The sequence below is a fragment of the Sideroxydans lithotrophicus ES-1 genome, from assembly GCF_000025705.1.
Classification (GTDB): domain Bacteria; phylum Pseudomonadota; class Gammaproteobacteria; order Burkholderiales; family Gallionellaceae; genus Sideroxyarcus; species Sideroxyarcus lithotrophicus.
The window spans coordinates 46969-72328 of the sequence record NC_013959.1 but is presented as its reverse complement, the minus strand read 5'-3'; the positions used below and the strand labels follow the sequence as shown (position 1 = coordinate 72328).

The window sequence follows — 25360 nt, the reverse complement described above, 5'->3', positions numbered from 1 at the left end:
ATCGTTCCATTGAAAAGGGCATCCGAAGATGCCCTTTTTATATGCTTAACTTGAGTGTTGCTTAGAGGTTGTATGCATTCTCGCCATGATCGGCCAGATCCAGACCCTCTTCCTGAGCTTCGTCACTTGCACGGATACCGATCGTATGCTTCAGGATCAGCAGGATCACGAAGGCAACGAAAGCGGACCAGACCAGCGAAGTACCGACAGCCCACATTTGCGAAACGAACTGTGCCGTAGCGTCGAAATCACCGACCTTGTTGGCTACATAGTCCCAAACGCCAGTACCGCCGAGAGCAGGATTCACGAAGATGCCGGTACCGAGGGCACCGATGATACCGCCGACGCAGTGCACGCCGAATGCATCAAGTGCATCGTCATACTTCAGTTTTGCCTTGAGTACCGTTACAGCGAAGAAGCAGATCACAGCTGCGGCTGCACAGATGATCATCGCACCGCCCACGCCTACGAAACCTGCTGCAGGAGTGATGGCTACCAGGCCAGCAACGATACCGGAACAGATACCCAGCAGGCTTGGCTTGCCTTTGACGATCCACTCGACCAGTGTCCAGGTGACACCCGCGACAGCAGTTCCGAACAAGGTATTGAAGAACGCCAAACCAGCCGAGCCGCTAGCTTCCAGCGCAGAACCTGCGTTGAAACCGAACCATCCCATCCACAGCATGCCAGTACCGATTGCGGTCATCATCAGGCTGTGAGGTGCCATTGGAACCTTACCGTAGCCTTTGCGTGGGCCAAGCATCAGAGCCGCAACCAGCGCTGCGATACCGGCATTGATGTGTACCACAGTGCCGCCAGCGAAGTCGATCGCACCTTTCTGGAACAGGAAGCCGGCATGGCTGGTGGCGACTTCGGCCGCCTTGGCGTCAGTATACGCATCGGGACCATCCCAGTACCACACCATGTGAGCAATCGGCAGGTAGGAGAAGGTGAACCACAGGATGCAGAAGATGATCATCGACGAGAACTTGAAGCGTTCTGCGAATCCGCCAGTGATCAGTGCAACAGTGATGGCAGCAAAGGTCAGCTGGAACATGCAAAATACAAAGTCAGGTATGTACTGTCCCTTGCTGAATGTGGCTGCAACGGCAGTCGTCGGATCGTCACCAGACATGAACAGCTTGTCGAGCGAGCCGATGAACGGTGCCAGCGCACTGCCCTCGTGTCCGGCAGTAAATGCGCCGCTGTAACCGTAAATCACCCAGAGCACCGCAACGACGCAGAAGATCGCGAAGCTTTGCATGACTGTCGACAGCGAGTTCTTCCTGCGCACCATACCGGCGTAGAACAATGCCAAGCCGGGAACTGTCATCAGCAGCACGAATGCGGTGGAAGTCATCATCCACGCGACGTCGCCTTTGTTGCAATCGAAGCCTTTGTCGCCGCATTTCGGCGCAGCGGCAGGGGCATCGGCAGCAGGGGCAGCTGCTGGAGCTGCTGTTGTAGCGGCCGCGGATGCCGGAGCAGCCTCGTCAGCATAGGCCGCGCCTGTCAGGCCGCACAGCATGGCCAGCAAGGCGAAAAGCGCAAATAGTTTTTTCATCTCATCGCTCCTTATAGTGCTTCCGGACCGGTCTCGCCGGTACGGATGCGGATCACTTGTTCCAGGTCCTGCACGAAGATCTTGCCGTCGCCGATCTTGCCGGTCTGTGCAGACTTCTCGATGGCCTCGATCACGCTGTCCAGCTGATCGGCCTTGATCGCTGCTTCCAGCTTGATCTTGGGCAAAAAGTCCACGACATATTCCGCACCGCGATACAGCTCGGTATGGCCCTTTTGCCGCCCGAAGCCCTTGACCTCGGTGACGGTGATGCCCTGCACGCCGATGGCGGACAGTGCTTCACGCACTTCGTCGAGCTTGAACGGCTTGATGATTGCAGTGACGATTTTCATATTCACTTCTCCTTGGGATTGAGAGGCGAGATTCCGCCTCTCATTGTTTATTTAGAACGAGTGAGTCAATGACACTGCAACAGCGCTCTTGCCCCAGTCCTTCGTCACGCCATTTCCGCTGGTGTAGGTGTAGTAGCCGCCGGACTTGGCGTTGGTGTTGGTGTAAGCCACACCCAATACATATCCGCTGAAATCCTTGGTCACGCCCACTTTGTAATCGGAGTAGGAAGGATCAAATCCAGCAGCGACCAGTGCGTCAGCAGAAGAACCTTTGTACTTTTGCTTGCCATAATGAGCCAGCAAGGTGAAGCCGCTGTCGCCAACCGCGTAGTTCGCGTTCACTTCGATGTAGCTGGTGCCTTTTGCATTGGGAACGGTCAGGAAATCGCCCAAAGCGTAGGAATACTTGGCCGAGATCCATTTGTAGCCGATGGAACCATATGCCTCAGCGGTATCGGCTTTTGCATAACCTGCAGGTGGTGTGTAGTCGCCCAGGTAGTTGTAACGGATCAGGCCCACATCGTAGGAATAGTCAGTTGCGAACGCGCCTCTGTATCCGCCGTAGGTATCCATTTCCAGGCTGGCATTGCCTGTAGCACCGCTACCGGTGATCCAGCCCACGTTGGAACCCCATACACCTGCATAGAATCCATTGCTCAGCGTAAGATCGATCCCGCCTTGCACTGCAGGCTTGGCCACGTTTTGCGTGATGCCGCGGAAGATATAGTCAGTTACGATGCCGATGTTGCTGGCGACAGTGTACGGAGCATCCGCTGCCAATACCGGCAACGCGAAAGAAGAGGCCAGAGCAGCGACAAGCAGTTTTTTCTTAAGCATGGTGTTTCCTTTCGTTAAGTGATTAAGTGGGATGACAGTATCCACGCATTTGTTACAGCAGAAACTGTGCCAATTACCGAAAACCGCGCCGATACTCGGTTTGCGCCATGATGGCAATTATTCAGGAAGCTCAGGCGCACCAAGTTCATGCACAAAAACGGTGCGGCGCACCCGGGCGGTGCACCCGTAATTTGCTACACTAGCGCCCTATCCATCACAGGGTCATTCATCATGCTGAACACCAAATTCTTTGAAGAGATGTCGTCCAAATTGAACGAGGCCGTTGCCAACAGCCCGGCCAGGGATTTCGAAAAGAATGCCCGCGCCTTGCTGGCGCAAGGCTTCTCCAGGCTCGATCTGGTCACGCGCGAAGAATACGACGTACTGGCACAGCGCCTGGAGAAACTGGAAGCACGCATCGCCGCCCTGGAAACGACAAAATAACCCGCCATGGGGCTGGCTGTACTCTACAGTCGCGGCCTTGCGGGCATGGATGCCGCGCTGGTCACCGTCGAGGTTCATCTCGCCAACGGCCTGCCCAACTTCACCATCGTCGGCCTGCCCGAAGCCGAGGTGAAAGAGAGCAAAGACCGCGTGCGCGCCGCTTTGCAAAACTGCCAGTTCGAATTCCCCAGCCGCCGCATCACCGTCAATCTCGCCCCGGCCGACCTGCCGAAAGAGAGCGGACGTTTCGACCTGCCCATCGCGCTGGGCATACTCGCTGCATCGGGGCAGATACCTTCCGACAAGCTGGCCGAGTACGAATATGCCGGCGAACTGGCGCTGACCGGCGAGTTGCGCGCGATACGCGGTGCGCTGGCGATGACCTACCGCGCCTCGGACTCGGGCCGCGCTTTCATCCTGCCTGCCGTGAACGCAGCGGAAGCCGCGCTGGTGGAAGATGCCGCAGTCTATCCCGCGCAATCGCTGCTGCAAGTCGCCGCGCATCTGGCCGGGCGCGAGGCGCTGGAACGATATATCCCCGATACGCAAGCCGTCCTTCCGCATTATCCGGACATGCGCGAGGTGAAAGGCCAAGCGCAGTGCAAACGCGCGCTGGAGATCGCCGCCGCAGGCGGACATAGCGTGTTGATGTCCGGCCCGCCCGGCACGGGCAAGAGCATGCTGGCAGCGCGTTTCCCCGGCATCCTGCCGCAGATGACGCAACAGGAAGCACTGGAGAGCGCGGCCATGCAATCGCTGGGCGGCATGTTCGAAGTGGAGAACTGGAAGCGGCGGCCTTACCGCGCGCCGCACCATACGGCCTCCGCTGTAGCATTAGTCGGGGGCGGCAGCAATCCGCGCCCGGGCGAGATCTCCGTCGCCATGCACGGCGTGCTGTTCCTGGACGAGTTGCCGGAGTTCGACCGCGGCGTGCTGGAAGTATTGCGCGAACCATTGGAAAGCGGACGCATCACCATCTCGCGCGCAGCACGCCGTGCCGATTTCAAGGCACAGTTCCAGCTCGTCGCAGCCATGAACCCGTGCCCGTGCGGTTATCTTGGCCACTACAACGGCAAGTGCCGTTGCACGCCGGATCAGGTGTCGCGCTATCGCGGCAAGATATCCGGGCCGCTGCTGGACCGCATCGATATCCAGATCGAAGTGCCTGCCGTGCCGCAGGAAGATCTACTCAGACAGGCCGATGGCGAAAACAGTATGGCGATACAGGCAAGGGCGGAAACGGCACGCCAGCGGCAACTTGCACGGCAAGGGAAGCCCAACGCGCAACTCTCCGTCACCGAGATCGAGACGTGGTGTGCACCAGATGCACAAGGCGAGGCGTTGCTGCGCCAGTCCATCGCCCGTTTGAACCTTTCAGCACGCGCCTATCATCGGGTGCTCAAGGTGGCACGTACGATCGCCGACCTGGCAGGCAGCGAAAGCATCCAGATCGGGCACATCGCCGAGGCGGTGCAATTCAGGCGCATGAGTTTTTAAGCATTCTGCTCGTCAACCGAACAGGCGTGCGAACAACCCTTTTTTGTTTTCTACAAAATCCTTCTGGTGCTGCAGGTATGCCTTCACCGCCTCGACATAATCGGCATCGTCGCGCTTGATGTGATTGAACAACCAGGTGACCAGCAGGCTATTCAGTCCTTTGGAAACATCTTCGCCTTTGTCGTATCTGGCCTGAAAATCGGACACGCGCTGAGTGAACAGGTCGTGTACCTTCTTATGCGACTTGGCAAAAGGATAGTTCGCCTCTTCCTGCAAACTTTCCTCGAAGCCGAAATGCGAGATCGTGTAATCCACCAGATCGTTGATCAAGTAGCCGATCTCTTCCCTCGAATGACCGTTGGAGCGGGCATCGTCCAACTGATTGATGTATTCCACGATCCTGCGGTGTTGCTGATCGATCACTTCGATACCGACATTGAGCTGCGACGTCCATATGAACTTAGCCATTGATCCTCCTGACCTGATTGCATGTCGTACATTGCTTCATGCGGCTGATTTCCGGGACATACAATAACCGCACGAATAGTATTGATTAATTCGGGCTGCATCAAGCGGGGATTGCCGACATGCTAAAATCCGCGACCTTTTATCGACTTACGCACCATGAGCCAAGCAACACACCCCATTGAACAGCTCCTGCAACGACGCATCCTGATCCTGGACGGGGCTATGGGCACCATGATCCAGCGCTACAAGCTGACCGAGGCGCACTATCGCGGCACCGAGCTGTTCGGCAACTACCAGGGCGAACGCAGGACCTTCGCCGACCACCCGGTGGACCTGAAGGGCTGCAACGACCTGTTGCTGCTTACCCAGCCGCACATCATCGGCGGTATCCATCGTGAGTATCTGGAAGCCGGGGCGGACATCCTCGAGACCTGCACCTTCAATTCCACCTCGGTGTCGATGGAGGACTACGAGCTTGAACGGCTGGCGTACGAACTGAACGTCGCCGGTGCAAAGCTGGCGCGCGGACTGTGCGACGAATTCTCCACTGCGGACAAACCGCGCTTCGTCGCCGGCGTGCTGGGGCCAACCGGGAAAACCGCCTCCATCTCGCCGGACGTGAACGATCCCGGTGCGCGCAACATCACGTTCGACCAGCTGGTGGAAAGCTACGCCGAGGCCGTGCGCGGCTTGCTCGACGGCGGCGCGGACATGCTGATGGTCGAGACCATCTTCGACACGCTGAACGCCAAGGCAGCGCTGTTCGCCATCGAACGCCATTTCGAACAGCACGGCGTGCGGGTTCCCATCTTGATCTCCGGCACGATCACCGATGCTTCGGGGCGCACGCTGTCGGGCCAGACCACCGAAGCGTTCTACAACTCGCTCGCGCATGCCAGGCCCCTTTCCATCGGCCTCAACTGTGCGCTGGGCGCCGAACTGATGCGCCCCTATGTGGAAGAACTGGCGCGTGTGGCCGGCTGCTATGTGAGCGCCCATCCCAATGCCGGCCTGCCCAATCCGTTGTCCGAGACCGGCTACGACGAAGTGCCGGAGACGACCGCCAGGCTGGTAAAGGAATTCGCCACCAGCGGTTTTCTCAATATCGCGGGCGGCTGCTGCGGCACCTCGCCCGCGCACATCAAGGCCATCGCCGAGGCGCTGCGGGATGTGCCGCCGCGCAAACTGCCGGACATCGAACACAAATGCCGCCTGTCCGGGCTGGAGCCATTCAACATCGGCGACGACTCGCTGTTCGTCAACGTCGGCGAGCGCGCCAACGTCACCGGCTCGGCCAAGTTCAAACGCCTGATCCTCGAGGGTAACTACGACGAAGCACTGGAAGTCGCCAAGCAGCAGGTGGAAACCGGCGCGCAGGTGATCGACATCAACATGGACGAAGCCATGCTGGACGGTGAAGCCACCATGGTGAAATTCCTCAACCTGATCGCTTCCGAGCCGGACATCTCCAAAGTGCCGCTGATGATCGACTCCTCCAAATGGAGCATCATCGAAGCGGGGCTGAAGTGCGTGCAGGGCAAGTCCATCGTCAACTCCATCTCGCTGAAAGAGGGCGAGGAGAACTTCATCAGGCACGCCACGCTGGTGCGCCGCTACGGCGCGGCTGCGGTGGTGATGGCCTTCGACGAGCAGGGCCAGGCCGACACCTATAAACGCAAGACCGAGATCTGCAAACGCAGCTACGATATCCTGGTGGACAAAGTCGGCTTCCCGCCCGAGGACATCATCTTCGACCCGAACATCTTCGCGGTGGCGACGGGCATAGAGGAACACAACAACTACGCGGTGGACTTCATCGAGGCGACTGCCTGGATCAGAAAGAACCTGCCGTTCGCCAAGATCTCAGGCGGCGTATCCAACGTGTCGTTCAGCTTCCGCGGCAACGACCCCGTGCGCGAGGCCATCCACACCGTGTTCCTGTACCACGCCATCAAGGCCGGCATGAACATGGGCATCGTCAACGCCGGTCAGCTCGGTGTGTACGAGGAGATCCCGAGAGAACTGCGCGATGCGGTGGAAAACGTGGTACTCAACCGCCATCCCGACGCGGGCGAGAAGCTGGTCAAGCTGGCTGATTCCGTCAAGGGCGGCAGCAAGGAACAGGTAGAAGACCTGGAATGGCGCAAAGGCACGGTGCAGGAACGCCTGACCCATGCGCTGGTGCGCGGCATCACCACCTTTATCGTCGAAGACACCGAAGAAGCGCGCCTGCAGGCCAGGTTCCCGGTCGAGGTCATCGAAGGCCCGCTGATGACCGGCATGAACGTGGTCGGCGACCTGTTCGGCGCGGGCAAGATGTTCCTGCCGCAAGTGGTGAAATCGGCGCGCGTGATGAAGCAGGCCGTGGCGCACCTGATCCCATTCATTGAGGCAGAGAAGCTGCGCTCGGGCGACACCAGCACCAAGGGCAAAATCGTGATGGCGACGGTGAAGGGCGACGTGCACGACATTGGCAAGAACATCGTCACCGTGGTGCTGCAGTGCAACAACTTCGAGGTGGTGAACATGGGCGTGATGGTGCCGTGCCAGCAGATCCTCGACACTGCGCGCGAACACAACGCCGACGTGATCGGCCTCTCCGGCTTGATCACGCCCTCGCTGGAAGAGATGGCGCATGTGGCGAAGGAGATGGAACGCCAGGGCTTCAGGATTCCGCTGCTGATCGGCGGTGCGACCACCTCGCGCGTGCATACCGCGGTGAAGATCGAACCCAACTACCCGAGCGGCACCACGGTGTACGTCAACGACGCCTCGCGCGCCGTCGGCGTGTGCAGCAACCTGCTGAGCAGTACGCTACGCGACGACTATGTGGCGGAGATCAAGGCCGACTATGCTGCGGCGCGCGAGCAGCACGAAGGCAAGAAGGGCAAGGCCAGTTATGTCACGCTGGCCGAGGCACGCGCGCATGGCGTGAAGACCGACTGGAAGAAGTACACGCCGCCCAAGCCCAAATTGCTTGGCGTGCAGAAGCTCGAAAATTACCCGCTCGACATCCTCGTCGACTTCATCGATTGGACTCCGTTCTTCCAGGCTTGGGAACTGGCAGGGCGCTACCCCAAGATCCTGCAGGACGAAGTGGTGGGTAGCGAAGCGCGCAAACTGTTCGCCGACGCTCAGGCAATGCTGAAGAAGATCGTCAAGGAAAAATGGCTCACCGCGAATGCCGTGTTCGGCCTGTTCCCAGCCAACACCGTGAACAGCGACGACATCGAAATCTACACCGACGACAAGCGCAACAAGATCGCGATGACCTGGCACAACCTGCGCCAGCAGACGAAGAAGCCGGACGACATCCCGAATTACTGTCTGGCCGATTACATCGCGCCGAAAGAGAGCAAGGTCAAGGATTATATCGGCGCCTTCGCCGTCACCACCGGCATCGGCATCGATGCGCGCGTGGCCGAGTTCGAGAAGCAGAACGACGACTATAATGCGATCATGCTGAAATCCCTCGCAGATCGCCTTGCAGAGGCGTTTGCAGAGCACCTGCACCTGCGCGTGCGCCGCGAATTCTGGGGCTATGCCGCGGACGAACAACTGGGCAACGAAGACATCATCGCCGAGAAATACCGCGGCATCCGCCCCGCACCCGGCTATCCCGCGTGCCCCGAGCACACCGAGAAAGGCCCCTTGTTCGAATTGCTGCAGGCGCCGCAGAACGCCGGCATCACCATCACCGAGAGCTTTGCGATGCTGCCCACCGCAGCCGTGAGCGGCTTCTATTTCTCGCACCCGCAGGCGCAGTATTTTGCCACCGGCAAGGTGGACAAGGATCAGGTTGCGGATTATGCCAAGCGCAAGAGCTGGACGGTGGAAGAGGCGGAGAAGTGGCTGGCGCCGGTACTGAGCTACTAGGTTCTGGATAAAAACGGAGTACTCATGAAGGCATCCGAATTACTTGATGCAATAAAAAACAAGGTTGGTATTTCAACAGACCAAAAACTGGCTGCATATTTGGGTATGACCCAACCTGCCCTTGTGGCGTGGAGGAGTCAGAAAACGCTTTCTCCGCTGCAAATTACTAACGCAATAGTTAAGGCAAAAGCGGCTTCAAAAAAAGAGGCTCACCATTTGGCTATTAAGCCCATTGTTGAGTTTTTTCCCATTAGCACAGTGGAGGTTGGGAATGCAGGCAAGATGGAGATCTTTGAAACAGGAAAAGAAGCGAGGCAACACGAAAATGGCTTAAAAAAGGTCCTTGAAAATTCAAAAGGCCTTTACATTTTCTATGACACACGAGGCAAGGCGTTATATGCAGGACAAACAAAAAAACAAAACCTCTGGAAAGAGTTGCATAACGCATTTAATCGAACTCGTAGCGCCCAAGTTATTACTCTTGTGCGACACCCTGTGAATGACACGACTTTCAATCCCGCTGTCGAAAAGAACAAGCAACCTCACGACAAGAATCTGAAATTGCATGATTTGGCGGCATACTTTAGCGCCTATGAAGTTGCAGATGGAATGATTGATGATCTTGAGGCACTGCTGGTTCGTGTATTTCCCAATGACCTTTTAAATTCCAAAATGGAAAAATTTGGAAAAGCCTCTAACAAGAAAAAAGCAAGTGTTTCAAAACCCGCCAAGAAACAAACTCGACCCGTTAAAAGGAAAACAAAGTGACCACCCTCATCAAAACCGACACCAAACTGGGCGAAGGCTCTGAAGCGCAAGCCGGACAGACCGTCATCGTGCATTACACCGGCTGGCTCTTCGACGCGAACGCGCCCGACAACAAGGGCAAGAAGTTCGACAGCTCGCTCGACCGCAACGAGCCGTTCGACTTCCCTCTCGGCGGCGGACGCGTCATCAAGGGCTGGGACCAGGGCGTGCAGGGCATGAAGGAGGGCGGCGAGCGCACGCTGGTGATCCCGCCGGAGATGGGCTACGGCCCGCGCGGCGCGGGCGGCGTGATTCCGCCGAATGCGACGCTGGTGTTTGACGTAAAGCTGCTCAAGGTGATCAAGACCGACATGGTGGACACCAGGGTCGGCGAAGGCGCAGAGGCGCAGGCCGGGCAGCATGTGACGGTGCATTACACTGGCTGGCTGTTCGACAAGAATGCGCCGGAGAACAAGGGCACCAAGTTCGACAGCTCGCGCGACCGCGACGAGCCGTTCGACTTCCCGCTCGGCATGGGCCACGTCATCACGGGCTGGGACGAAGGCGTGCAGGGCATGAAGGTGGGCGGTCAGCGCACGCTGGTGATCCCGCCGGAAATGGGCTACGGCAGGCAGGGTGCGGGCGGCGTGATCCCGCCGAATGCGACGCTGGTATTCGAGGTTGAACTGCTGGGCGTGCAGTAGAACTGCTCCCGCCAGATCCATTTTCTTTGAGGCATATATGAACCCGATTTCCAGATTATCGTACGCCCTGTTGTTGTCGGCCGCTTTCGGCATCTCGGCCTGCTCCGAGCAGGCATCGCAACCGTCACCAGCCACGGAGCAGAGCAACGTGAAAATGACCGTCATCGACGTCAAGACCGGCAATGGTGCTCCGGCCACTGCCGGCCACAATGTGACTGTGCAGTACACCGGCTGGCTATACGACGAGGCTGCACCTGACCATAAAGGCAAGAAGTTCGACAGCTCACGCGACCGCAACGAACCTTTTGAATTTTCACTCGGCGCAGGTCAGGTCATCAAAGGCTGGGACCAGGGCGTGGAGGGCATGAAGGTGGGCGGGCAACGCACACTGATCATCCCGCCGCAGCTCGGCTACGGCGCACGCGGCGCGGGCGGTGTGATCCCGCCGAATGCAGCGCTGGTGTTCGATGTCGAGTTGCTGGGCGTCCACTAAGGATCCGTCGACCGCGCCCGGAGCAGCATGATGCACAGGATAATGGAATTCATCTTGCCGGTCGTCTTCGCCTCCACCGAGGCGATGATCTGGATCTTGCTGATCGCCATCCTGATCATCTTCGGCAAAGGCAAGCTGTTGCCATCCGAGAAGATGCTGGTGATCGAGCGCAAGGGCCAATATCGCATGGTGCTGGCGCCGGGCCTTAATCTTGCCCAGCCGTTCATCGAAGCCATCGCCAAACAGGTTTCGCCGCATGAGGCCGGCCACGATGACTTGTCGTTATGTTTCGAAGTTCGCGACAAGCATGTCGCCACACGCAAGCAGCCTTCTTACCTGCTGGAGATCGGCATGCGCGATGGCGTACTGCACTTTGAAACCAGGCCTGTCGATCAGCCGTTGCACCCGAGCGATCCCGGTAACGGGCAGACCCTGGCCGGGGAGATCGAAAAGACAGTTCACGCCATCGGCATCTCCTGGGGGATAAGCGTGCAAAAGGTCGGGCACGCCATGTAGCTGGTGCAATAGGCCAAATCCCTTTACCATTCGCCGCTATGTTTTACCTCGAACTCTTCGCTGCGCTGGATCGCCATAAAGTGAATTACCTGCTGATAGGCGGGTTGGCGGTTTCTCTGCACGGCGTGGAGCGTGCCACCATGGATGTGGACATCACGGTGGCGATGAATCCAGCCAATCTGGCGGCGTTGATCGAGACAGCAAAAGAATTGAAGCTCACCCCGGTGCTTCCAGTTCCGCTGGAATCGTTGAGCAATATCGAATTGCTGCGCGATTGGCAGGCGCAACGTCACCTTGAAGCTTTCGCGTTGCGCACGCCGGAACTGGCAGGAGTGACCATCGATGTACTGTTGTTTCCCCCAGTCGATTTCGCAGGCATGACGGTGCGTGCAGTAGAGTTCGATGTTGCCGGGACGGTGATCAAGGTTGCTTCAATCGACGACCTGATCGCGCTGAAAAGTGCTGTCGGACGCCCGATAGATATTTCCGATGTTGAGCATCTGCAAAGGATCAAGTCCGCATGAAGCAGCCATTCAACCCTGGCGACCGCACTTACCATGTGAGCGACGAACGGCTGCGCGCGTTCAAGGCACTCACGCCGGAACAACGGCTGCGTTGGGTGGAAGAGTTGGCGAATTTCTTGCGTTTGGCAAAGGTAAGCAAGAAGAAATCTTCCTCGCACTAGGATATGAACCTGATCTCCAACCCGCTGCTGGTCACCGCGCTGATGCTCGCGGTATCCAATCTGTTCATGACCTTCGCTTGGTACGGCCACCTGAAGAATTTCGCCTCGTCGCCATGGTATGTGGCGGCGTTGGTGAGCTGGGGCATCGCGCTGTTCGAGTACCTGATCCAGGTTCCAGCGAACCGCATCGGCTACACCCAGCTCAGCCTCGGCCAGTTGAAGATATTGCAGGAAGTGATCACGCTGACGATCTTTGTGCCGTTCGCAGTGATCTACATGAACCAGCCGTTGAAGGTGGATTACCTGTATGCAGGGCTGTGCCTGATGGGCGCGGTGTATTTTATTTTCAGGACTTGAACCTTCCCTCTCCCCTTACCCTCTCCCGCGCGCGGGAGAGGGTAAGGGGAGAGGGCTTATTGGAATTGACGATGAGCAAACCAGAACACATCCACATCTTGGGAATCTGCGGCACCTTCATGGGCGGCATCGCCGCCATCGCCAAGCAATCGGGCTACCGCGTCACCGGCTGCGATGCCAATGTCTACCCGCCGATGAGCACGCAACTGGAAGCGCAGGGCATCGAACTGATCGAGGGCTGGGGCACGGAACAGCTCGACCTCAAGCCGGACGTGTTCGTCATCGGCAACGTGGTGTCGCGCGGCAACCCGTTGATGGAGGAGATCCTCAACCGCAACCTGCCCTATGCCTCCGGCCCGCAATGGCTGGCGGATACGCTGTTGCGCGACAAATGGGTGCTGGGTGTGGCGGGCACGCACGGCAAGACCACCACCACTTCCATGCTGGCGTGGATACTGGAGTATGCAGGGCTGAACCCCGGCTTCCTGATCGGCGGCGTGCCGCAGAACTTCGGCATCTCGGCACGCTTGCCCTCACCCCAACCCTCTCCCAGTGGGCGAGGGGGTCATGGTGGATTCTTCGTCATCGAGGCGGATGAATACGACACCGCCTTCTTCGACAAACGCTCGAAGTTCGTGCACTACCATCCGCGCACTGCGATCCTCAACAACCTCGAATTCGACCATGCCGACATCTTCCCCGACCTGGTGGCCATCGAAACGCAGTTCCACCATCTGGTGCGCACGGTGCCGGGCAACGGGCTGGTAGTGTGCAACGGACGCGAGGATTCTTTAGCGCGCGTGATCCAGCGCGGCTGCTGGACGCCGGTGGAGAAGTTCGGCTCGGATGACGGATGGAACATAGACGCCAACGAGCAGGTATCGCTCAACGGCAAGATACAGGGCAAGCTGCAGTGGGATTTGCTGGGCGAGCACAACCGCTTGAACGCGCTGGCCGCGCTGGCTGCCGCCCGCCACGCCGGCGTGCCCGTCGCACAAGGTTTGGCGGCATTATCGGAATTCAAGAACGTGAAGCGCCGCATGGAAGTGCGCGGCACGGTCAACGGCATCACCGTATACGACGACTTCGCCCACCACCCGACGGCCATCGACACGACAGTTGCCGGCTTACGCAGAAAAGTAGGCAGGGCGCGCATCCTCGCCGTGCTGGAACCGCGTTCCAACACCATGAAGCTGGGGGTCATGAAGGACGCATTGCCCGGCAGCCTGAAAGATGCCGATCTGACCTTCTGCTATGCCGGGAATCTGGGCTGGGATGCGCGCGGCGCGCTGGCGCCGCTGGGCGACAAGGCGGTAGTGAAGGACGAACTGAACGACCTGATCGAATCTATCGTGGCCGCAGCAAAGTCAGGCGACCAGATCCTGGTGATGAGCAACGGCGGCTTTGGCGGGATACACGAGAAGCTGCTGAAGCGGCTGCAGTAAATTCCGCATGGGCTGTTCGGCCAAACGGATACTGCCTTATTCTTTGCCTGATACTTGCGCATGCAACCTGGTCAGGCAGTCGACGGTTTTCTTGGACTGTCTGGCGAAATCCTCGCTAAGCAGTTTTTCCGCCAGTGCGGGGTTTGCGGCTTGGTGCGCTTCAACGACTTGCGCGGCGTGGTAGTGGAATTTTGCGTGCTCGTCGGTCAATTGCCGGAACAGCGGTATCTCGCTGAAGCGCGCCTTGCCCGACCCGTGTATCCATTTTCCCAAGGTGCAGCGGTTGTCGGCGCAAATAACATGCGGCTCCAACTTTTCCTGCGATGCCCCTTGCAGGTAGCTCACCAGACGTTGCTTCCACGCCACATGCGCTTCGACGGCCTCAAAAAAATTGATCTCGCGGCGAACTTCCTCACGGACTTCCTCACTCATGCCGAAAACCGAGCGTATAGCAGAAATAAAACTCATTGATTTTTCCAGCGTGTAATTGCGACTAATTTTTATACCCGTCGCCGTAAAGACGGGGGACGCATTCTAGCGGAGGAAGGGCGCAGCACCAACCCCGGCCATCTTGGGATATCACTGCAGGATATATTCGATCACGTCTGTCGGGGATTCCGAGAAGGATTGTCCCAGACTGATCGTTCCCGCACCGTGCAAAAAGATCTGCTGATGATTGAGCTGGATGATTTGATCGTCGCCGAAGCGGATATAGGTGCCGTTCACGCTGTGGTCCATGAGCAGGAACTTGCCGAAGTTGTATTCGATGGTGGCATGCTGGCGTGAAGCGAGGATATTCCTGATCATCAGGTCGCAACCCTGGCCACGACCCAGCACAGCCTGTTTCGTGTCCTCGTTCAGGGTAATGAGTTTCTGGTGGTATTGCAGCATCAGTTCATGCCTGGGTTCGGCCGGTTTGCGGTATGCCGACATGCCGACGCGGGTGTTCATCGTATCTTCCGGATCCCAGACGATCTGGTACACATCGAAAGTCTCTTCCTTGCCGCGAAATCCGGTACGCATCACCGAGCGCGCATGCTTTTGCATCTTTTCGGGAAGCCGGTCCACCACGGCGCGCGTGGTCATGATCTGCCGGGCACGGGTCAGGGCCGTGACACGAGCTGCGATATTCACGGCGTCCCCATATGTATCGCCGCCCTCGTAGATGATGTCGCCGTAATGCAACCCGATCCGGACATGGATGGGCAGTTCACCGCCGGGACTCTGTCCTTCGATCGTCGAATGCATGGCACATGCCGCATTCACGGCATCTGCCGCATTGGGGAAAGTGCACAGGATCGCATCGCCTATGGTCTTGATCAGCGTACCCTGGCGGGCCGTCACTTCCATGGTGAGTATCTCGAGCGTGCGCGTGACCAGTTGCAGCGCAAGTTTGTTGCCCAATTTGTCATACAGCGCGGTACTGCCGCTGATGTCGGCAAACAGGATCGCAGCGTTCTTCTGGATCGGGGTCATCAGCCGTTCGCACCGAACATCATGCGCTTCGCCACGAACTTCTTCGCCGGCGGGATGCAGTCAAGCAATGTGAGCGCGGCAGAGCGCAAATGACCGAGCAACGGCAGGTCGTTCGAGAAAAGGCGCACCAGTCCGTCGGTGAAGCGAATGCCGGCATTGCGGTCGATGCGGCGCGACTTGCGGTATGCCGCACACATCGCTGCCGAACCGATGTTGTCAGGTGCGCTGTCGAGGATCGCCTGGGCCAGTTCCCAGGCATCGCGGATGCCCATGTTGAAACCCTGTCCGGCCACCGGATGCAGGGTCTGTGCGGCATTGCCGATGAGCACGGTATGCGGGAACGTGATGTCGGGCGCACGCCGCAGACGCAACGGGTAGCAGCTGCGCTTGCCGATGCCGGTGAAGGTGCCGACGCGGTCGCCGAAGTGTCCCTGCAGGTTCCGCAGGAAAGTCGCGTCGTCCCATGCCAGCATCTCCTGCGCCATTTCATGCGAGGCGGTCAGGACCAGTTCGTAGCCATCCAGGTACGGCAGCAACGCCATCGGTCCCTGGACGGTGAAATGTTCATAGGCCTTGCCGGTGGCGGGTTGCGAGCTGGTGACATGGGCGATGATGCCGCTTTGGCCATAATCCTGCACTTGCGGCGGATGCGAGGCTTCCAGCAATTTTCCGCCTTCGGCGACGACTGCAAGGCGCGCATTCAGCGTGTGCGTTTCGCCCCGGTACTGATAGATAAGGGTGGCCTCTTCATTCGAGCTGCGCAAGTAGCTGACCGCCGCACCATACAGGCAGGTGATGTCGGTCTGGTGCAAGGCCTGCTGCAGCGCGGCATGCAGGGTGGTGTAAGGCAGCACGTAGCCCATTTCCGGCACACCCATCTCTTCTGCTCGCATGACGGTATGACCTTGGGAATGTTTCTGCGTGACTTCGATGGTCTTGATGCCGCTGACGTTCCGTATCTTGTCCCACGCGCCGAGGCGCTGCAGCAGGAGCCGAGTCCCGTATGACAATGCCAGTGCGCGCGGGTCGGTGGTGTTGATCTCCGATTCGCGCGCTTCGAGCAACACCACATTCAGGTCGTTGCCCTGCAGAGCGATCGCCAGGGCCGCACCGACGGGGCCGCCGCCGATGATGGCGACGTCGCATCTGGTCTTATTCATGGCGCATGGTCTCCTCGATCTCGTTGATCGTCTTCGGCGTATCCTGCGTGATCACTTCGTTGCCCCTGGCAGTGATCAACACATCGTCCTCGATGCGGATGCCGATGTTCCACAAGGCGCGCGGCACGCTTTCGCTGGGACGGATATAGCAGCCGGGCTCGACCGTCAGCACCATGCCGGGCTGCAGCGGACGCCATCGCTCGCCGATCTTGTACTCGCCGACATCGTGCACATCCATGCCCAGCCAGTGGCCGGTGCGGTGCATGTAGAACTGCTTGTAGCTTTCGCTCTCCAGCACCGATTCTACACTGCCTTGGCAGAGCTTGAGATCGATGAACCCCTGCGACAATATGCGCAGCGCAGCTTCATGCGGCGAATTCCACGGCATATCCGGTTTGGCCGCAGCTATGGCGGCAGCCTGCGCTGCGAGCACGACCTCGTATACGTCTTTCTGCGCGGCGCTGAACTTGCCGTTCACCGGGAAAGTGCGCGTGATGTCTGCTGCGTAGCCCTCCAGCTCGCAGCCTGCGTCAATGAGCAGCAGGTCGCCATCGTTGAGCCTCGCGTTGTTGCCGACATAGTGCAGTGTGCAGGCATTGGCGCCACCGGCGACGATGCTGGTATAGGCCGGATGGCGGGCGCCGTGGCGGCAGAACTCGTGCAGCAGCTCGGCTTCCACCTCGTATTCGAAACTGCCGGGACGGGTGAAACGCATGGCGCGGCGGTGCGCGTCGCCGGAGATCCTTGCGGCGCGGCGCATGACGTCCTGCTCGTGGGCATCCTTGAACAAGCGCATCTCGTTGATCGGTTCGCGCACGTCGCGAATCTCGCCCGGCGCACGTATGCCGGTACGCGCCTTTGCTTTCACCGCTTCGCGCAACTTGATGATGCGCGCATCCCAGATTGCATCCGCACCCAGCGGATAGAACAGCAACGGCTGGTTGCCCATCAGTTCGGCCAGCTTTTCATCCAGTTGCGAGATGGGGTAAGCGGCGTCGAGGCCGAACTTCTCGCTCGCGGCATCGGGGCCGTAACGGAATCCGTCCCAGACCTCGCGCTCGGCATTCTTTTCGCGGCAAAACAGGATGGTTTGCATCTGTTCGCCCGCAACGAGCACCAGCACTGCCTCCGGCTCGGTGAAGCCGGTCAGGTAATAGAAATGGCTGTCATGACGGTAGTCGTAATGCGCATCCGCGTTGCGCGCTACCTCCGGCGCGGTCGGAATGATAGCGATGCCGCATTGCATCTGGGTTTGCAGGCGTTTTCGGCGTTCGGCGTAGATGGCGGAATCAAACATGCCGGATATTCTGCGTTGCGCGTAGCAGCTTGTCGAGTTCTTCCAGCCGCTGCGGCGTGCCGACATCGACCCACATGCCGTCATGGTATTCACCGCTGACCTTGCCCAATGCGATCTGCTCGCGCAGCAGCGGAGCGAGCGGTGCCTTGGTGCCGCGCGCAATATGGGCAAAGAGTGCAGGCTGGTACAGGCCGATGCCGCTGAAAGTCAGTGCCGAATGCTGCGGACTGAGTGCCGAGCTGATCACGCGATCGTCATGCAGCAGAAAATCGCCCTTGAGATTGTGTTCGGGGTTATCCACCAGCACCAGATGCGCCATGTCGCCGCTGTTGACGAGCGCTGCAACACGGGCTGGCAGATGCGTGAAATCGTAATCGCAATAGATATCGCCATTGACCACGGCGAAGGGCTCGTCGCCCAACAACGGCAAAGCGTATGCAATGCCGCCAGCGGTTTCCAGCGCGGTGCCTTCATCAGAATACCGGATCGTGGCGCCGAACCGGTTGCCGTCGCCCAATGCCTGTTCGATCTGCGCACCGAGGTGGGCGTGGTTGATGACCAGATCGGTGATGCCTGCGCGCACCAGCCGTTCGATATGCCACACGATGAGCGGCTTGCCGCCTGCCTGCAGCAGGGGCTTGGGGATACGGTCGGTGAGCGGGCGCATGCGCTCGCCGCGCCCGGCAGCCAGGATCATCGCACGCATCTAAAATTGGCTTTCACGATTGCCCCCTCGCCCGCCGGTGGGAGACTGCGGAGGGGTCGCTGCGCAGCAACGGGGTACCCACCGGCGTACCTCTCGCGGGTGTGGTTGGGGAGAGGGAGCGTGCACCGCATGCTCAAATGGATGCCCCCGTTTGCTGCGCGTGCATCTCAAGTTCCATCAGCAGGACCAGCAACGGCTTGAGGTCGATGTAGCGCTCGCAGGCACGGCGCAGATAGTCCATCACCAGCGGCATGTCTTTCAGGTAGCCGTCCTTGCCGTCGCGGTGGTACAGCCGCGCAAAGATACCCAGCACTTTGATATGCCGCTGCACGCCCATCATTTCGTAGTCGCGGTAGAACTCGCCGAAATCTTCGCGTACCGGCAATCCGGCTTTGCGTGCTTTTTCCCAGTAACGGATGAGCCAGTCCATGATCTGCTCCTCTTCCCAGTGGATATAGGCATCCTTGAACAGCGAGGCAAGATCGTAGGTGATCGGGCCGTAGACAGCGTCCTGGAAATCCAATATTCCCGGCGAAGATTGAAAATTGCCTTTCTCGTTCGCTCCTTCGCCCGCTTGCGGGAGAGGGTTGGGGAGAGGGGATTCGATATACATCAGGTTGCGCGAATGATAGTCGCGATGCACGTAGACGCAAGGCTGGGCGAGGTTGTTGGCAAGGATGCGCTTGAACACTTCTTCCAGTTTGGCTTGCTGTTTGTCGCTGAGCGTCACGCCCAGATGTCTGGCGACATACCACTCGGGGAACAGGTTCAACTCACGGCGCAGCAGCGCTTCGTCATAGGGCGGAAGTTCTTTCTCTTTCGAGGCTAGCTGGATCTTGATGAGAGCATCGGTTGCGGCGCCATAGAGCCGGGTAGCGTCATCTGCCGCCAAAGCCTGCAGGTAGGTGGTGTTGCCAAGGTCGGACAGCAAAAGGAAACCCTGCGCCAGATCCTGCGCGTGGACATGCGGCACATGCGTGCCCGCCTCTTCGAACAGCTTCCCCACATGCAGGAATGGCCGACAGTCTTCGTGCTGCGGGGGTGCGTCCATGATGACTTTAGTGCTTCCATCGGCAAAGGTGGCGCGAAAGTAGCGGCGGAAACTCGCGTCGGCAGAAGCGGGGGCAATCGTGAAGGTTTCGTTCGGATACAAGCTGGAAAGCCAGTCGGTAAGCTGTTTTTGACGTTGCATTTGATTGCCTTAATGATGGTTTTGTGCGATTTTAGCACCTTAATTTATTCGCCCCCGCACCATGCCTTTTCGCTTCCCCTCCGTTTTGATCCTTCTGCTTGGAACGTTTCCGCTGTTCAGCCATGCCGAAGACGCAGGGTTGCCGTTGAAGCTGGACCCTGCCATCAAAAGACATACGGGAGCTTCCGAAGGAACCGCCGCCTTTATCAATGCGCAACACGTCGAAGCCAAGAAGGGCGAGCAGCTCGAAGCAAGCGGCAACGTTGAACTACGCCAGAACGGCCAGGTGATCAACGCCGCACACCTGGTCTACGGACAGGAAAGCAAGGATGTGTTGGCCGAAGGGGCGGTACGCATCGAACAGACCGGGTTCGTAGTCACCGGGCCGGTGTTGAAACTGAATCTGGATACCGATGTCGGCGAGATGGTTCAGCCGCAATTCACTTTCAGCGAAAACCATTCGCGCGGCGCGGCAGAAACCCTGCACATCGAAGGCAAGAAGAATTACACCTTCGACGATGCGACCTACACCACCTGTCCGGCAGGAAATGACGATTGGCTGTTGCGGGTAAGCCGCCTGGATCTCGATCGTGCCACGCAAGTCGGTGTGGCACATAATGCGCGTATCGATTTCAAAGGCGTGCCGATACTCTATACACCGTGGATGGACTTCCCGCTGAACGATGACCGGCGTTCCGGTTTTCTTGGGCCCACTTTCGGCAGCACCAATACAGGCGGTTCTGAATTCACCCTGCCATACTACTGGAACATCTCTCCTAATTTCGACGCGACGATCTCGCCGCGAGTGATTTCAAAACGCGGAACGCAATTCAACAACGAGTTCCGCTATCTGGAACCAAGTTACACCGGGGTAGCGCGCTATGAAATACTATCGGGCGATCGTGTGAGCAACACTTCCCGCTCGTATCTGGCGTTGCAACACGCCCAGAACCTGGGCGCCGGTTTCGGGCTTGCCCTGAATCTCAATCGAGTGTCGGATGATGCCTATTTCCGCGATCTGGCTACCACGGTGAGCGGCACTTCGCAGCTCAATCTGTTGCGGGATGGCACCCTCTCTTATGGCGCAGGATCGTGGACGGCCCTGGCAAAAGTCCAGCGTTTCCAGACCTTGCAGGATCCACTCTCGCCCGTGGTGGTCCCGTACCGGCGCCAACCCCAGGTTCTTCTGACTGGTCAGCAGACCATGGCGGACGCGAATGTCAATTTCACCAGCGAATATGTCGATTTTCGCCATGACACCCTGGTCAACGGCCAGCGCCTGGTGCTGAACCCCTCGGTGAGCTATCCGCTGCTGAACGATCTCGGCTATTACCTGACGCCCAAGCTGGGCATGCATTACACCCAGTATCGAATGGGAGCGAACAACACGACTGCCATTCCCGATGCCACGCGAACCCTGCCGATCTTCAGCGTGGACAGCGGCATGGCTTTTGAGCGTGATTTGACGTCTTTCCTTGGCGGCGATTATGTGCAAACGCTGGAGCCCCGGCTTTACTACGTGTATATCCCTTATAAGGACCAGAGCATGCTGCCTGTGTTCGATTCGGCACAGGCTCCGTTCAACTTCGGCCAGATATTCTCCGAGAACCGCTTCTTTGGCAGCGACCGGATAGGCGACGCCAACATGGCGACGCTGGCTTTGACTTCGCGCATGATCGACAACGAAGGCGGCACCGAACGTTTGCGGGTGATGCTGGGGGAACGCTTCAGTTTCAAGGCCCCCCAGGTGAACCTGGTCACCCCGGCTGACAATACCAACCGCTCAGACATCCTGCTGGGCCTGGGCGGTAAACTGAGCAATGCCTGGAATCTGGACAGCCTGGTCCAGTACAACCCCAATCAGACACACACCGAGGCCTATAACGTGACTGCACGCTACAAGCCCGAAGCGGGCAAGCTATTGAATCTCGGTTACCGCTTCACGCGCAACACCCTGCATCAGGCGGACGTCTCCTCTCAATGGCCCTTGTTTGGCCGCTGGCAGGGCGTAGCCCGTCTGAGTTATTCGCTGCAGGACAAACGCGCGGTGGAGTCGCTGGCGGGGGTTGAGTATAATCAGGCATGCTGGACGATGCGGTTCGTGGCACAAAGCATCACCACCGCCACGAACGTGCGTTCAACCGGCATGTTCCTGCAACTGGAATTGAACGATCTGGTTCGTATCGGTTCAGACCCGCTGGATGCCCTGCGTCTCAGCGTGCCCGGTTACACAAAAATGAACAGTTTGCCCGCCGAGCAACCTGCACAAGGCCAGCGCTGATTTAGACCGATAACCGAAAGAGAAAATGCCAAGCAAAAAGATATTCGCCCTTTTCCTGATTGTGTTTGCAACCGTTGCCTCCGCAGCAGAATCACAAAAGCAGGCCACCTCACTCGACCGCATCGATGTCATCGTGAACGACGATGTCATCACCCACCGCGAACTGGAAAACCGGGTCGCCAGCGTGACGAAGATGCTGCAGCGCCAGAAGACCGCGCTCCCTGAGAAAAGCATCCTGGAAAGGCAGGTACTCGAGCGCATGATCACCGAAATGTTGCTGGCCCAGTATGCCAAGGAGAGCGGCTTGCGCATCGACGACGGGCAACTGGACAAGACCATATTGCGCATCGCGCAGCAGAACAAATTCCCGGATGTTGCGGCTTTCCGGGCCAAGTTGACGCGGGACGGAACGGACTACAACGAGTTTCGCGAAGAGATACGCAACGAGATCATCGCAGTTCGCTTGCGCGAACGCGAAGTGGACAGCAAGCTGGTCATCAGCGAGAACGACATCGACAACTACCTGAACAATCAGGCCCATCAGGAAGGCAAGGGCGAAGAGTTGCAACTCTCCCACATCCTCGTGGTCGTGCCGGAACAGGCAACTGCGGACAAGATCCAGAGCTATCGCGATCGCGCCGAACAGGCTCTGGCCAAATTGCGCGCAGGCGCGCCGTTCGCACAGGTTGCTGCAGGTTACTCGGATGCCCAGGATGCGCTCAAGGGTGGCGAGTTGGGCTGGCGTCCGGCCGACCGTTTGCCGCCACTGTTTGCCGAAGCGCTGCAAAAGATGAAACCGGGCGACCTCAGTGACGTGTTGCGCAGCCCGAGCGGCTTCCACATCATCAAGCTGCTCGATCGCCGCAGCAACGATGCGCCCGTTGTCATCACCCAGACCCATGCGCGCCATATCCTGATCAAGACCAGCGAACTGGTTACCGACAGCGAAGCTAAGAGCCGCTTGCAGGAGATCAAGCAGCGCATCGACAAGGGTGCCAGTTTTGCGGAACAGGCGCGGCTATATTCCGAAGACGGCAGCGCTCCCCAGGGTGGCGATCTGGGGTGGCTCTCCCCGGGTGAGACGGTGCCTGAGTTCGAAAGCGCAATGAATGCATTGAAGGTGGGACAAGTCAGCGGCCTGGTGCAGACCGGCTTCGGCTGGCATCTGATCCAGGTGCTGGAACGCCGCAATACCGATGTCAGTGTCGAGCAGAAGCGCCAGCGCGCGCGCAATGCCATCCGCACTGTCAAATCGGACGAGGCTTTCCAGGATTGGTTGCGCCAATTGCGCGACCGCGCATTCGTCGAATATCACGATAATAAATGAGCATCGCGAAGCGATACGGTCGTCCCCTCTCCCTCTGGGGGAGGGTTAGGATGGGGGAATGACCGTGTTAGCACCGCTCGTTATAACCGCTGGCGAACCTGCAGGGATAGGCCCCGATCTTTGCCTGCAGCTGGCCGGACATGACCAGCCGCTGGTGGTGATCGCCGACAAGTCGCTCTTGCTGCATCGCGCCGCACTGCTCGGCACCGGCGTTCGGCTGCATGACTACGCAGCTGACAGGCCGCTTGAAAATGGCAAGCTGAGCGTGCTGCATGTCCCCTTACATCGTCCGGCGCAGGCCGGGAAACTCGATTCCGCGAACAGCCCTTACGTGCTGGAGACACTGCGGCGTGCAGTGCAGGGCTGTCTGTCGGGTGAGTTCTCCGGCATGGTCACTGCGCCCGTGCACAAGGGCATCATCAACGATGCCGGCATTCCTTTCACCGGACACACCGAATTCCTCGCCGAGCAGACACATACGCCTCTTGTGGTGATGATGCTGGTCGGAAGAGGGATGCGCGGGCGACACGGTGATGCGCAGCATTCGGTGCGGGAGCCCGCGCAACGCATCACAGACACAGCCTTGGCAGCCTCCTCCGAAAATGAATTTGTGATGCGCGTGGCCTTGGCGACGACCCACCTGCCGTTGCGCGAAGTGGCGGACGCCATCACTGCGCCGCTGCTGGAAAACGTGTTGCGCATCATGCAGCGCGACCTGCAGCGCCGTTTCGGTATCGCAAGGCCGCGCATCCTGGTGGCAGGGTTGAACCCTCATGCCGGAGAAAGCGGCCATCTCGGGCGCGAAGAGATCGACGTGATGATTCCCGTGCTTGATAAACTGCGTGCCGAGGGTTTCAACGTGAGCCCCCCGTTGCCTGCCGACACCCTGTTCGCGGCACATCGTTTGCGCGACTGCGATGCCGTGCTGACGATGTACCACGACCAGGGGCTACCGGTGTTGAAACACGCCAGCTTCGGCGGAGGGGTGAACATCACACTGGGCCTGCCCATCATCCGCACTTCGGTCGACCACGGCACGGCGCTGGAACTGGCAGGGACCGGCAAGGCCGAGGTCGGCAGCCTGCTGGAAGCGATCAAGGTCGCAATGGAAATGGTGCGCAATGAACGGACATAAGGCTAATGCCTTTTTGGATCATTGAAATGGGTCATGAAGCCAAAAAGCGTTTTGGGCAAAATTTCCTCGTCGATCAGAACATCATCGCCGACATCGTCCGTGCCATCCGCCCAGAGGCCGATGACAACATGGTGGAGATCGGGCCCGGCCTGGGCGCGTTGACGCGCCCGTTGCTGAAACATTTGAACATCCTGCATGTAGTGGAGATCGACCGCGACATCATCGCGCGCCTGAAGACCGACTATCCGCAGGACAAGATCGTGATCCACGAAGGCGATGCCTTGAAGTTCGATTTCGCGACGCTGGCCGCGCCGCTGCGCATCGTCGGCAACTTGCCGTACAACATCTCTTCCCCGCTGCTGTTTCACTTCGCCGACTATGCGGCACGCATCACCGATATGCATTTCATGCTGCAGAACGAAGTGGTCGAACGCATGGTGGCAGCTCCCTCCACGCCGGAATACGGTCGACTGTCGGTGATGTTGCAATACCGCTTCCATATGGAAAAGCTGATAGATGTACCGCCGCAATCGTTCCGCCCAGCACCCAAAGTTGATTCGGCCATCGTGCGCATGATTCCGATTCCTGCCGGCGAGATCTGTGTGAAAGATGAAGCATTGTTCGCCAAAGTGGTGTCGGCCGCGTTCGGGCAACGGCGCAAGACCCTGCGCAACACGCTCAAGAACTATCTGCCGGAAGCCGATTTACTGCAACTTGGTATCGACCCTCAACTGCGCGCCGAAAACCTTGGCGTACCGGAATTCGCCCTCATCGCCAACCACTTGAGTGGGCACGCATAAGCC

Annotated in this window: 25 protein-coding genes; 15 read left to right on the top strand and 10 right to left on the bottom strand. The window is 58.6% G+C overall.

Annotated features, from left to right (window positions below):
- Positions 1-61: 61 nt before the first annotated feature.
- The 3 genes from SLIT_RS00335 to SLIT_RS00325 are packed head-to-tail and all read right to left on the bottom strand — an operon-like array spanning position 62 to position 2751.
- The gene (locus tag SLIT_RS00335) at positions 62-1564 is read right to left on the bottom strand and encodes an ammonium transporter (RefSeq protein WP_013028207.1); all 1503 of its coding nucleotides are present in this window, start codon (positions 1562-1564) and stop codon (positions 62-64) included.
- 11 nt (positions 1565-1575) lie between these two features.
- Positions 1576-1914, bottom strand: coding sequence for a P-II family nitrogen regulator (gene glnK, locus SLIT_RS00330; protein ID WP_013028206.1), 339 nt, complete (start codon positions 1912-1914; stop codon positions 1576-1578).
- A 51-nt stretch (positions 1915-1965) separates the two neighbouring features.
- Positions 1966-2751 carry a TorF family putative porin gene (locus SLIT_RS00325; protein WP_013028205.1) on the bottom strand — a complete coding sequence of 262 codons (786 nt, stop codon included), beginning with the start codon at positions 2749-2751 and terminating at the stop codon, positions 1966-1968.
- 231 nt (positions 2752-2982) lie between these two features.
- On the opposite strand from SLIT_RS00325, the gene SLIT_RS00320 reads away from it, so the two are divergent.
- The gene (locus tag SLIT_RS00320; protein ID WP_013028204.1) at positions 2983-3195 is read left to right on the top strand and encodes an accessory factor UbiK family protein; all 213 of its coding nucleotides are present in this window, start codon (positions 2983-2985) and stop codon (positions 3193-3195) included.
- Positions 3196-3201: 6 nt separating this feature from the next.
- On the top strand, positions 3202-4692 hold the full coding sequence (locus SLIT_RS00315) for a YifB family Mg chelatase-like AAA ATPase (RefSeq protein WP_013028203.1): 1491 nt from the start codon (positions 3202-3204) through the stop codon (positions 4690-4692).
- Positions 4693-4704: 12 nt separating this feature from the next.
- Here the strand turns inward: SLIT_RS00315 and SLIT_RS00310 are convergent, their stop codons facing one another.
- On the bottom strand, positions 4705-5160 hold the full coding sequence (locus tag SLIT_RS00310) for a bacteriohemerythrin (RefSeq protein WP_013028202.1): 456 nt from the start codon (positions 5158-5160) through the stop codon (positions 4705-4707).
- Positions 5161-5316: 156 nt separating this feature from the next.
- Here SLIT_RS00310 and metH point away from each other — a divergent pair, with 156 nt between their 5' ends.
- The 9 genes from metH to mpl all read left to right on the top strand — a co-directional run bounded on the left by metH (position 5317) and on the right by mpl (position 13983).
- Positions 5317-9036 (top strand): methionine synthase, encoded by a 3720-nt coding sequence (gene metH, locus SLIT_RS00305; RefSeq protein ID WP_013028201.1) that lies wholly within the window; start codon positions 5317-5319, stop codon positions 9034-9036.
- Positions 9037-9060: 24 nt separating this feature from the next.
- Positions 9061-9804 (top strand): hypothetical protein, encoded by a 744-nt coding sequence (locus SLIT_RS00300; RefSeq protein WP_013028200.1) that lies wholly within the window; start codon positions 9061-9063, stop codon positions 9802-9804.
- Positions 9801-10487: an FKBP-type peptidyl-prolyl cis-trans isomerase gene (locus tag SLIT_RS00295; protein ID WP_013028199.1), complete on the top strand. Its 687-nt coding sequence runs from the start codon at positions 9801-9803 to the stop codon at positions 10485-10487. Before SLIT_RS00300 ends, SLIT_RS00295 begins: the two co-directional genes overlap by 4 nt.
- A 37-nt stretch (positions 10488-10524) precedes the next feature.
- A complete protein-coding gene (locus tag SLIT_RS00290; RefSeq protein WP_013028198.1) occupies positions 10525-10980 on the top strand; it encodes an FKBP-type peptidyl-prolyl cis-trans isomerase in 456 nt (151 codons plus the stop codon).
- 27 nt (positions 10981-11007) lie between these two features.
- Positions 11008-11496 (top strand): hypothetical protein, encoded by a 489-nt coding sequence (locus SLIT_RS00285; RefSeq protein WP_150102906.1) that lies wholly within the window; start codon positions 11008-11010, stop codon positions 11494-11496.
- A 38-nt stretch (positions 11497-11534) separates the two neighbouring features.
- The gene (locus tag SLIT_RS00280) at positions 11535-12020 is read left to right on the top strand and encodes a DUF6036 family nucleotidyltransferase (protein ID WP_013028196.1); all 486 of its coding nucleotides are present in this window, start codon (positions 11535-11537) and stop codon (positions 12018-12020) included.
- Positions 12017-12181 carry a hypothetical protein gene (locus SLIT_RS16015; protein WP_013028195.1) on the top strand — a complete coding sequence of 55 codons (165 nt, stop codon included), beginning with the start codon at positions 12017-12019 and terminating at the stop codon, positions 12179-12181. Before SLIT_RS00280 ends, SLIT_RS16015 begins: the two co-directional genes overlap by 4 nt.
- 3 nt (positions 12182-12184) lie before the next feature.
- The gene (locus SLIT_RS00275) at positions 12185-12538 is read left to right on the top strand and encodes a DMT family protein (RefSeq protein ID WP_013028194.1); all 354 of its coding nucleotides are present in this window, start codon (positions 12185-12187) and stop codon (positions 12536-12538) included.
- Positions 12539-12609: 71 nt separating this feature from the next.
- Complete coding sequence (gene mpl, locus SLIT_RS00270) at positions 12610-13983, top strand: UDP-N-acetylmuramate:L-alanyl-gamma-D-glutamyl-meso-diaminopimelate ligase (RefSeq protein WP_013028193.1); 1374 nt, start codon at positions 12610-12612, stop codon at positions 13981-13983.
- Between the two features lie 36 nt (positions 13984-14019).
- On the opposite strand, the gene SLIT_RS00265 is transcribed toward mpl, so the two are convergent.
- From SLIT_RS00265 to SLIT_RS00240, 6 genes are all read right to left on the bottom strand, one after another.
- Positions 14020-14451: a CZB domain-containing protein gene (locus SLIT_RS00265; RefSeq protein WP_013028192.1), complete on the bottom strand. Its 432-nt coding sequence runs from the start codon at positions 14449-14451 to the stop codon at positions 14020-14022.
- 111 nt (positions 14452-14562) lie between these two features.
- Positions 14563-15459 (bottom strand): adenylate/guanylate cyclase domain-containing protein, encoded by an 897-nt coding sequence (locus SLIT_RS00260; RefSeq protein WP_013028191.1) that lies wholly within the window; start codon positions 15457-15459, stop codon positions 14563-14565.
- Complete coding sequence (locus SLIT_RS00255; protein ID WP_013028190.1) at positions 15459-16619, bottom strand: FAD-dependent monooxygenase; 1161 nt, start codon at positions 16617-16619, stop codon at positions 15459-15461. Before SLIT_RS00255 ends, SLIT_RS00260 begins: the two co-directional genes overlap by 1 nt.
- Positions 16612-17916: a Xaa-Pro aminopeptidase gene (pepP, locus tag SLIT_RS00250; RefSeq protein ID WP_013028189.1), complete on the bottom strand. Its 1305-nt coding sequence runs from the start codon at positions 17914-17916 to the stop codon at positions 16612-16614. Before pepP ends, SLIT_RS00255 begins: the two co-directional genes overlap by 8 nt.
- Positions 17909-18622, bottom strand: coding sequence for an N-acetylmuramate alpha-1-phosphate uridylyltransferase MurU (gene murU, locus SLIT_RS00245; RefSeq protein WP_041420706.1), 714 nt, complete (start codon positions 18620-18622; stop codon positions 17909-17911). Before murU ends, pepP begins: the two co-directional genes overlap by 8 nt.
- A gap of 133 nt (positions 18623-18755) precedes the next feature.
- Positions 18756-19814, bottom strand: a complete 1059-nt coding sequence (locus tag SLIT_RS00240) for an aminoglycoside phosphotransferase family protein (RefSeq protein WP_013028187.1) — start codon at positions 19812-19814, stop codon at positions 18756-18758.
- 61 nt (positions 19815-19875) lie between these two features.
- On the opposite strand from SLIT_RS00240, the gene SLIT_RS00235 reads away from it, so the two are divergent.
- The 4 genes from SLIT_RS00235 to rsmA are packed head-to-tail and all read left to right on the top strand — an operon-like array spanning position 19876 to position 25357.
- Complete coding sequence (locus SLIT_RS00235; RefSeq protein WP_013028186.1) at positions 19876-22095, top strand: LPS-assembly protein LptD; 2220 nt, start codon at positions 19876-19878, stop codon at positions 22093-22095.
- Positions 22096-22120: 25 nt separating this feature from the next.
- The gene (locus SLIT_RS00230; RefSeq protein WP_013028185.1) at positions 22121-23422 is read left to right on the top strand and encodes a peptidylprolyl isomerase; all 1302 of its coding nucleotides are present in this window, start codon (positions 22121-22123) and stop codon (positions 23420-23422) included.
- 58 nt (positions 23423-23480) lie between these two features.
- Positions 23481-24557: a 4-hydroxythreonine-4-phosphate dehydrogenase PdxA gene (pdxA, locus tag SLIT_RS00225; RefSeq protein WP_013028184.1), complete on the top strand. Its 1077-nt coding sequence runs from the start codon at positions 23481-23483 to the stop codon at positions 24555-24557.
- 26 nt (positions 24558-24583) lie between these two features.
- Positions 24584-25357 carry a 16S rRNA (adenine(1518)-N(6)/adenine(1519)-N(6))-dimethyltransferase RsmA gene (gene rsmA / locus SLIT_RS00220; RefSeq protein WP_150102905.1) on the top strand — a complete coding sequence of 258 codons (774 nt, stop codon included), beginning with the start codon at positions 24584-24586 and terminating at the stop codon, positions 25355-25357.
- Positions 25358-25360: the final 3 nt, after the last annotated feature.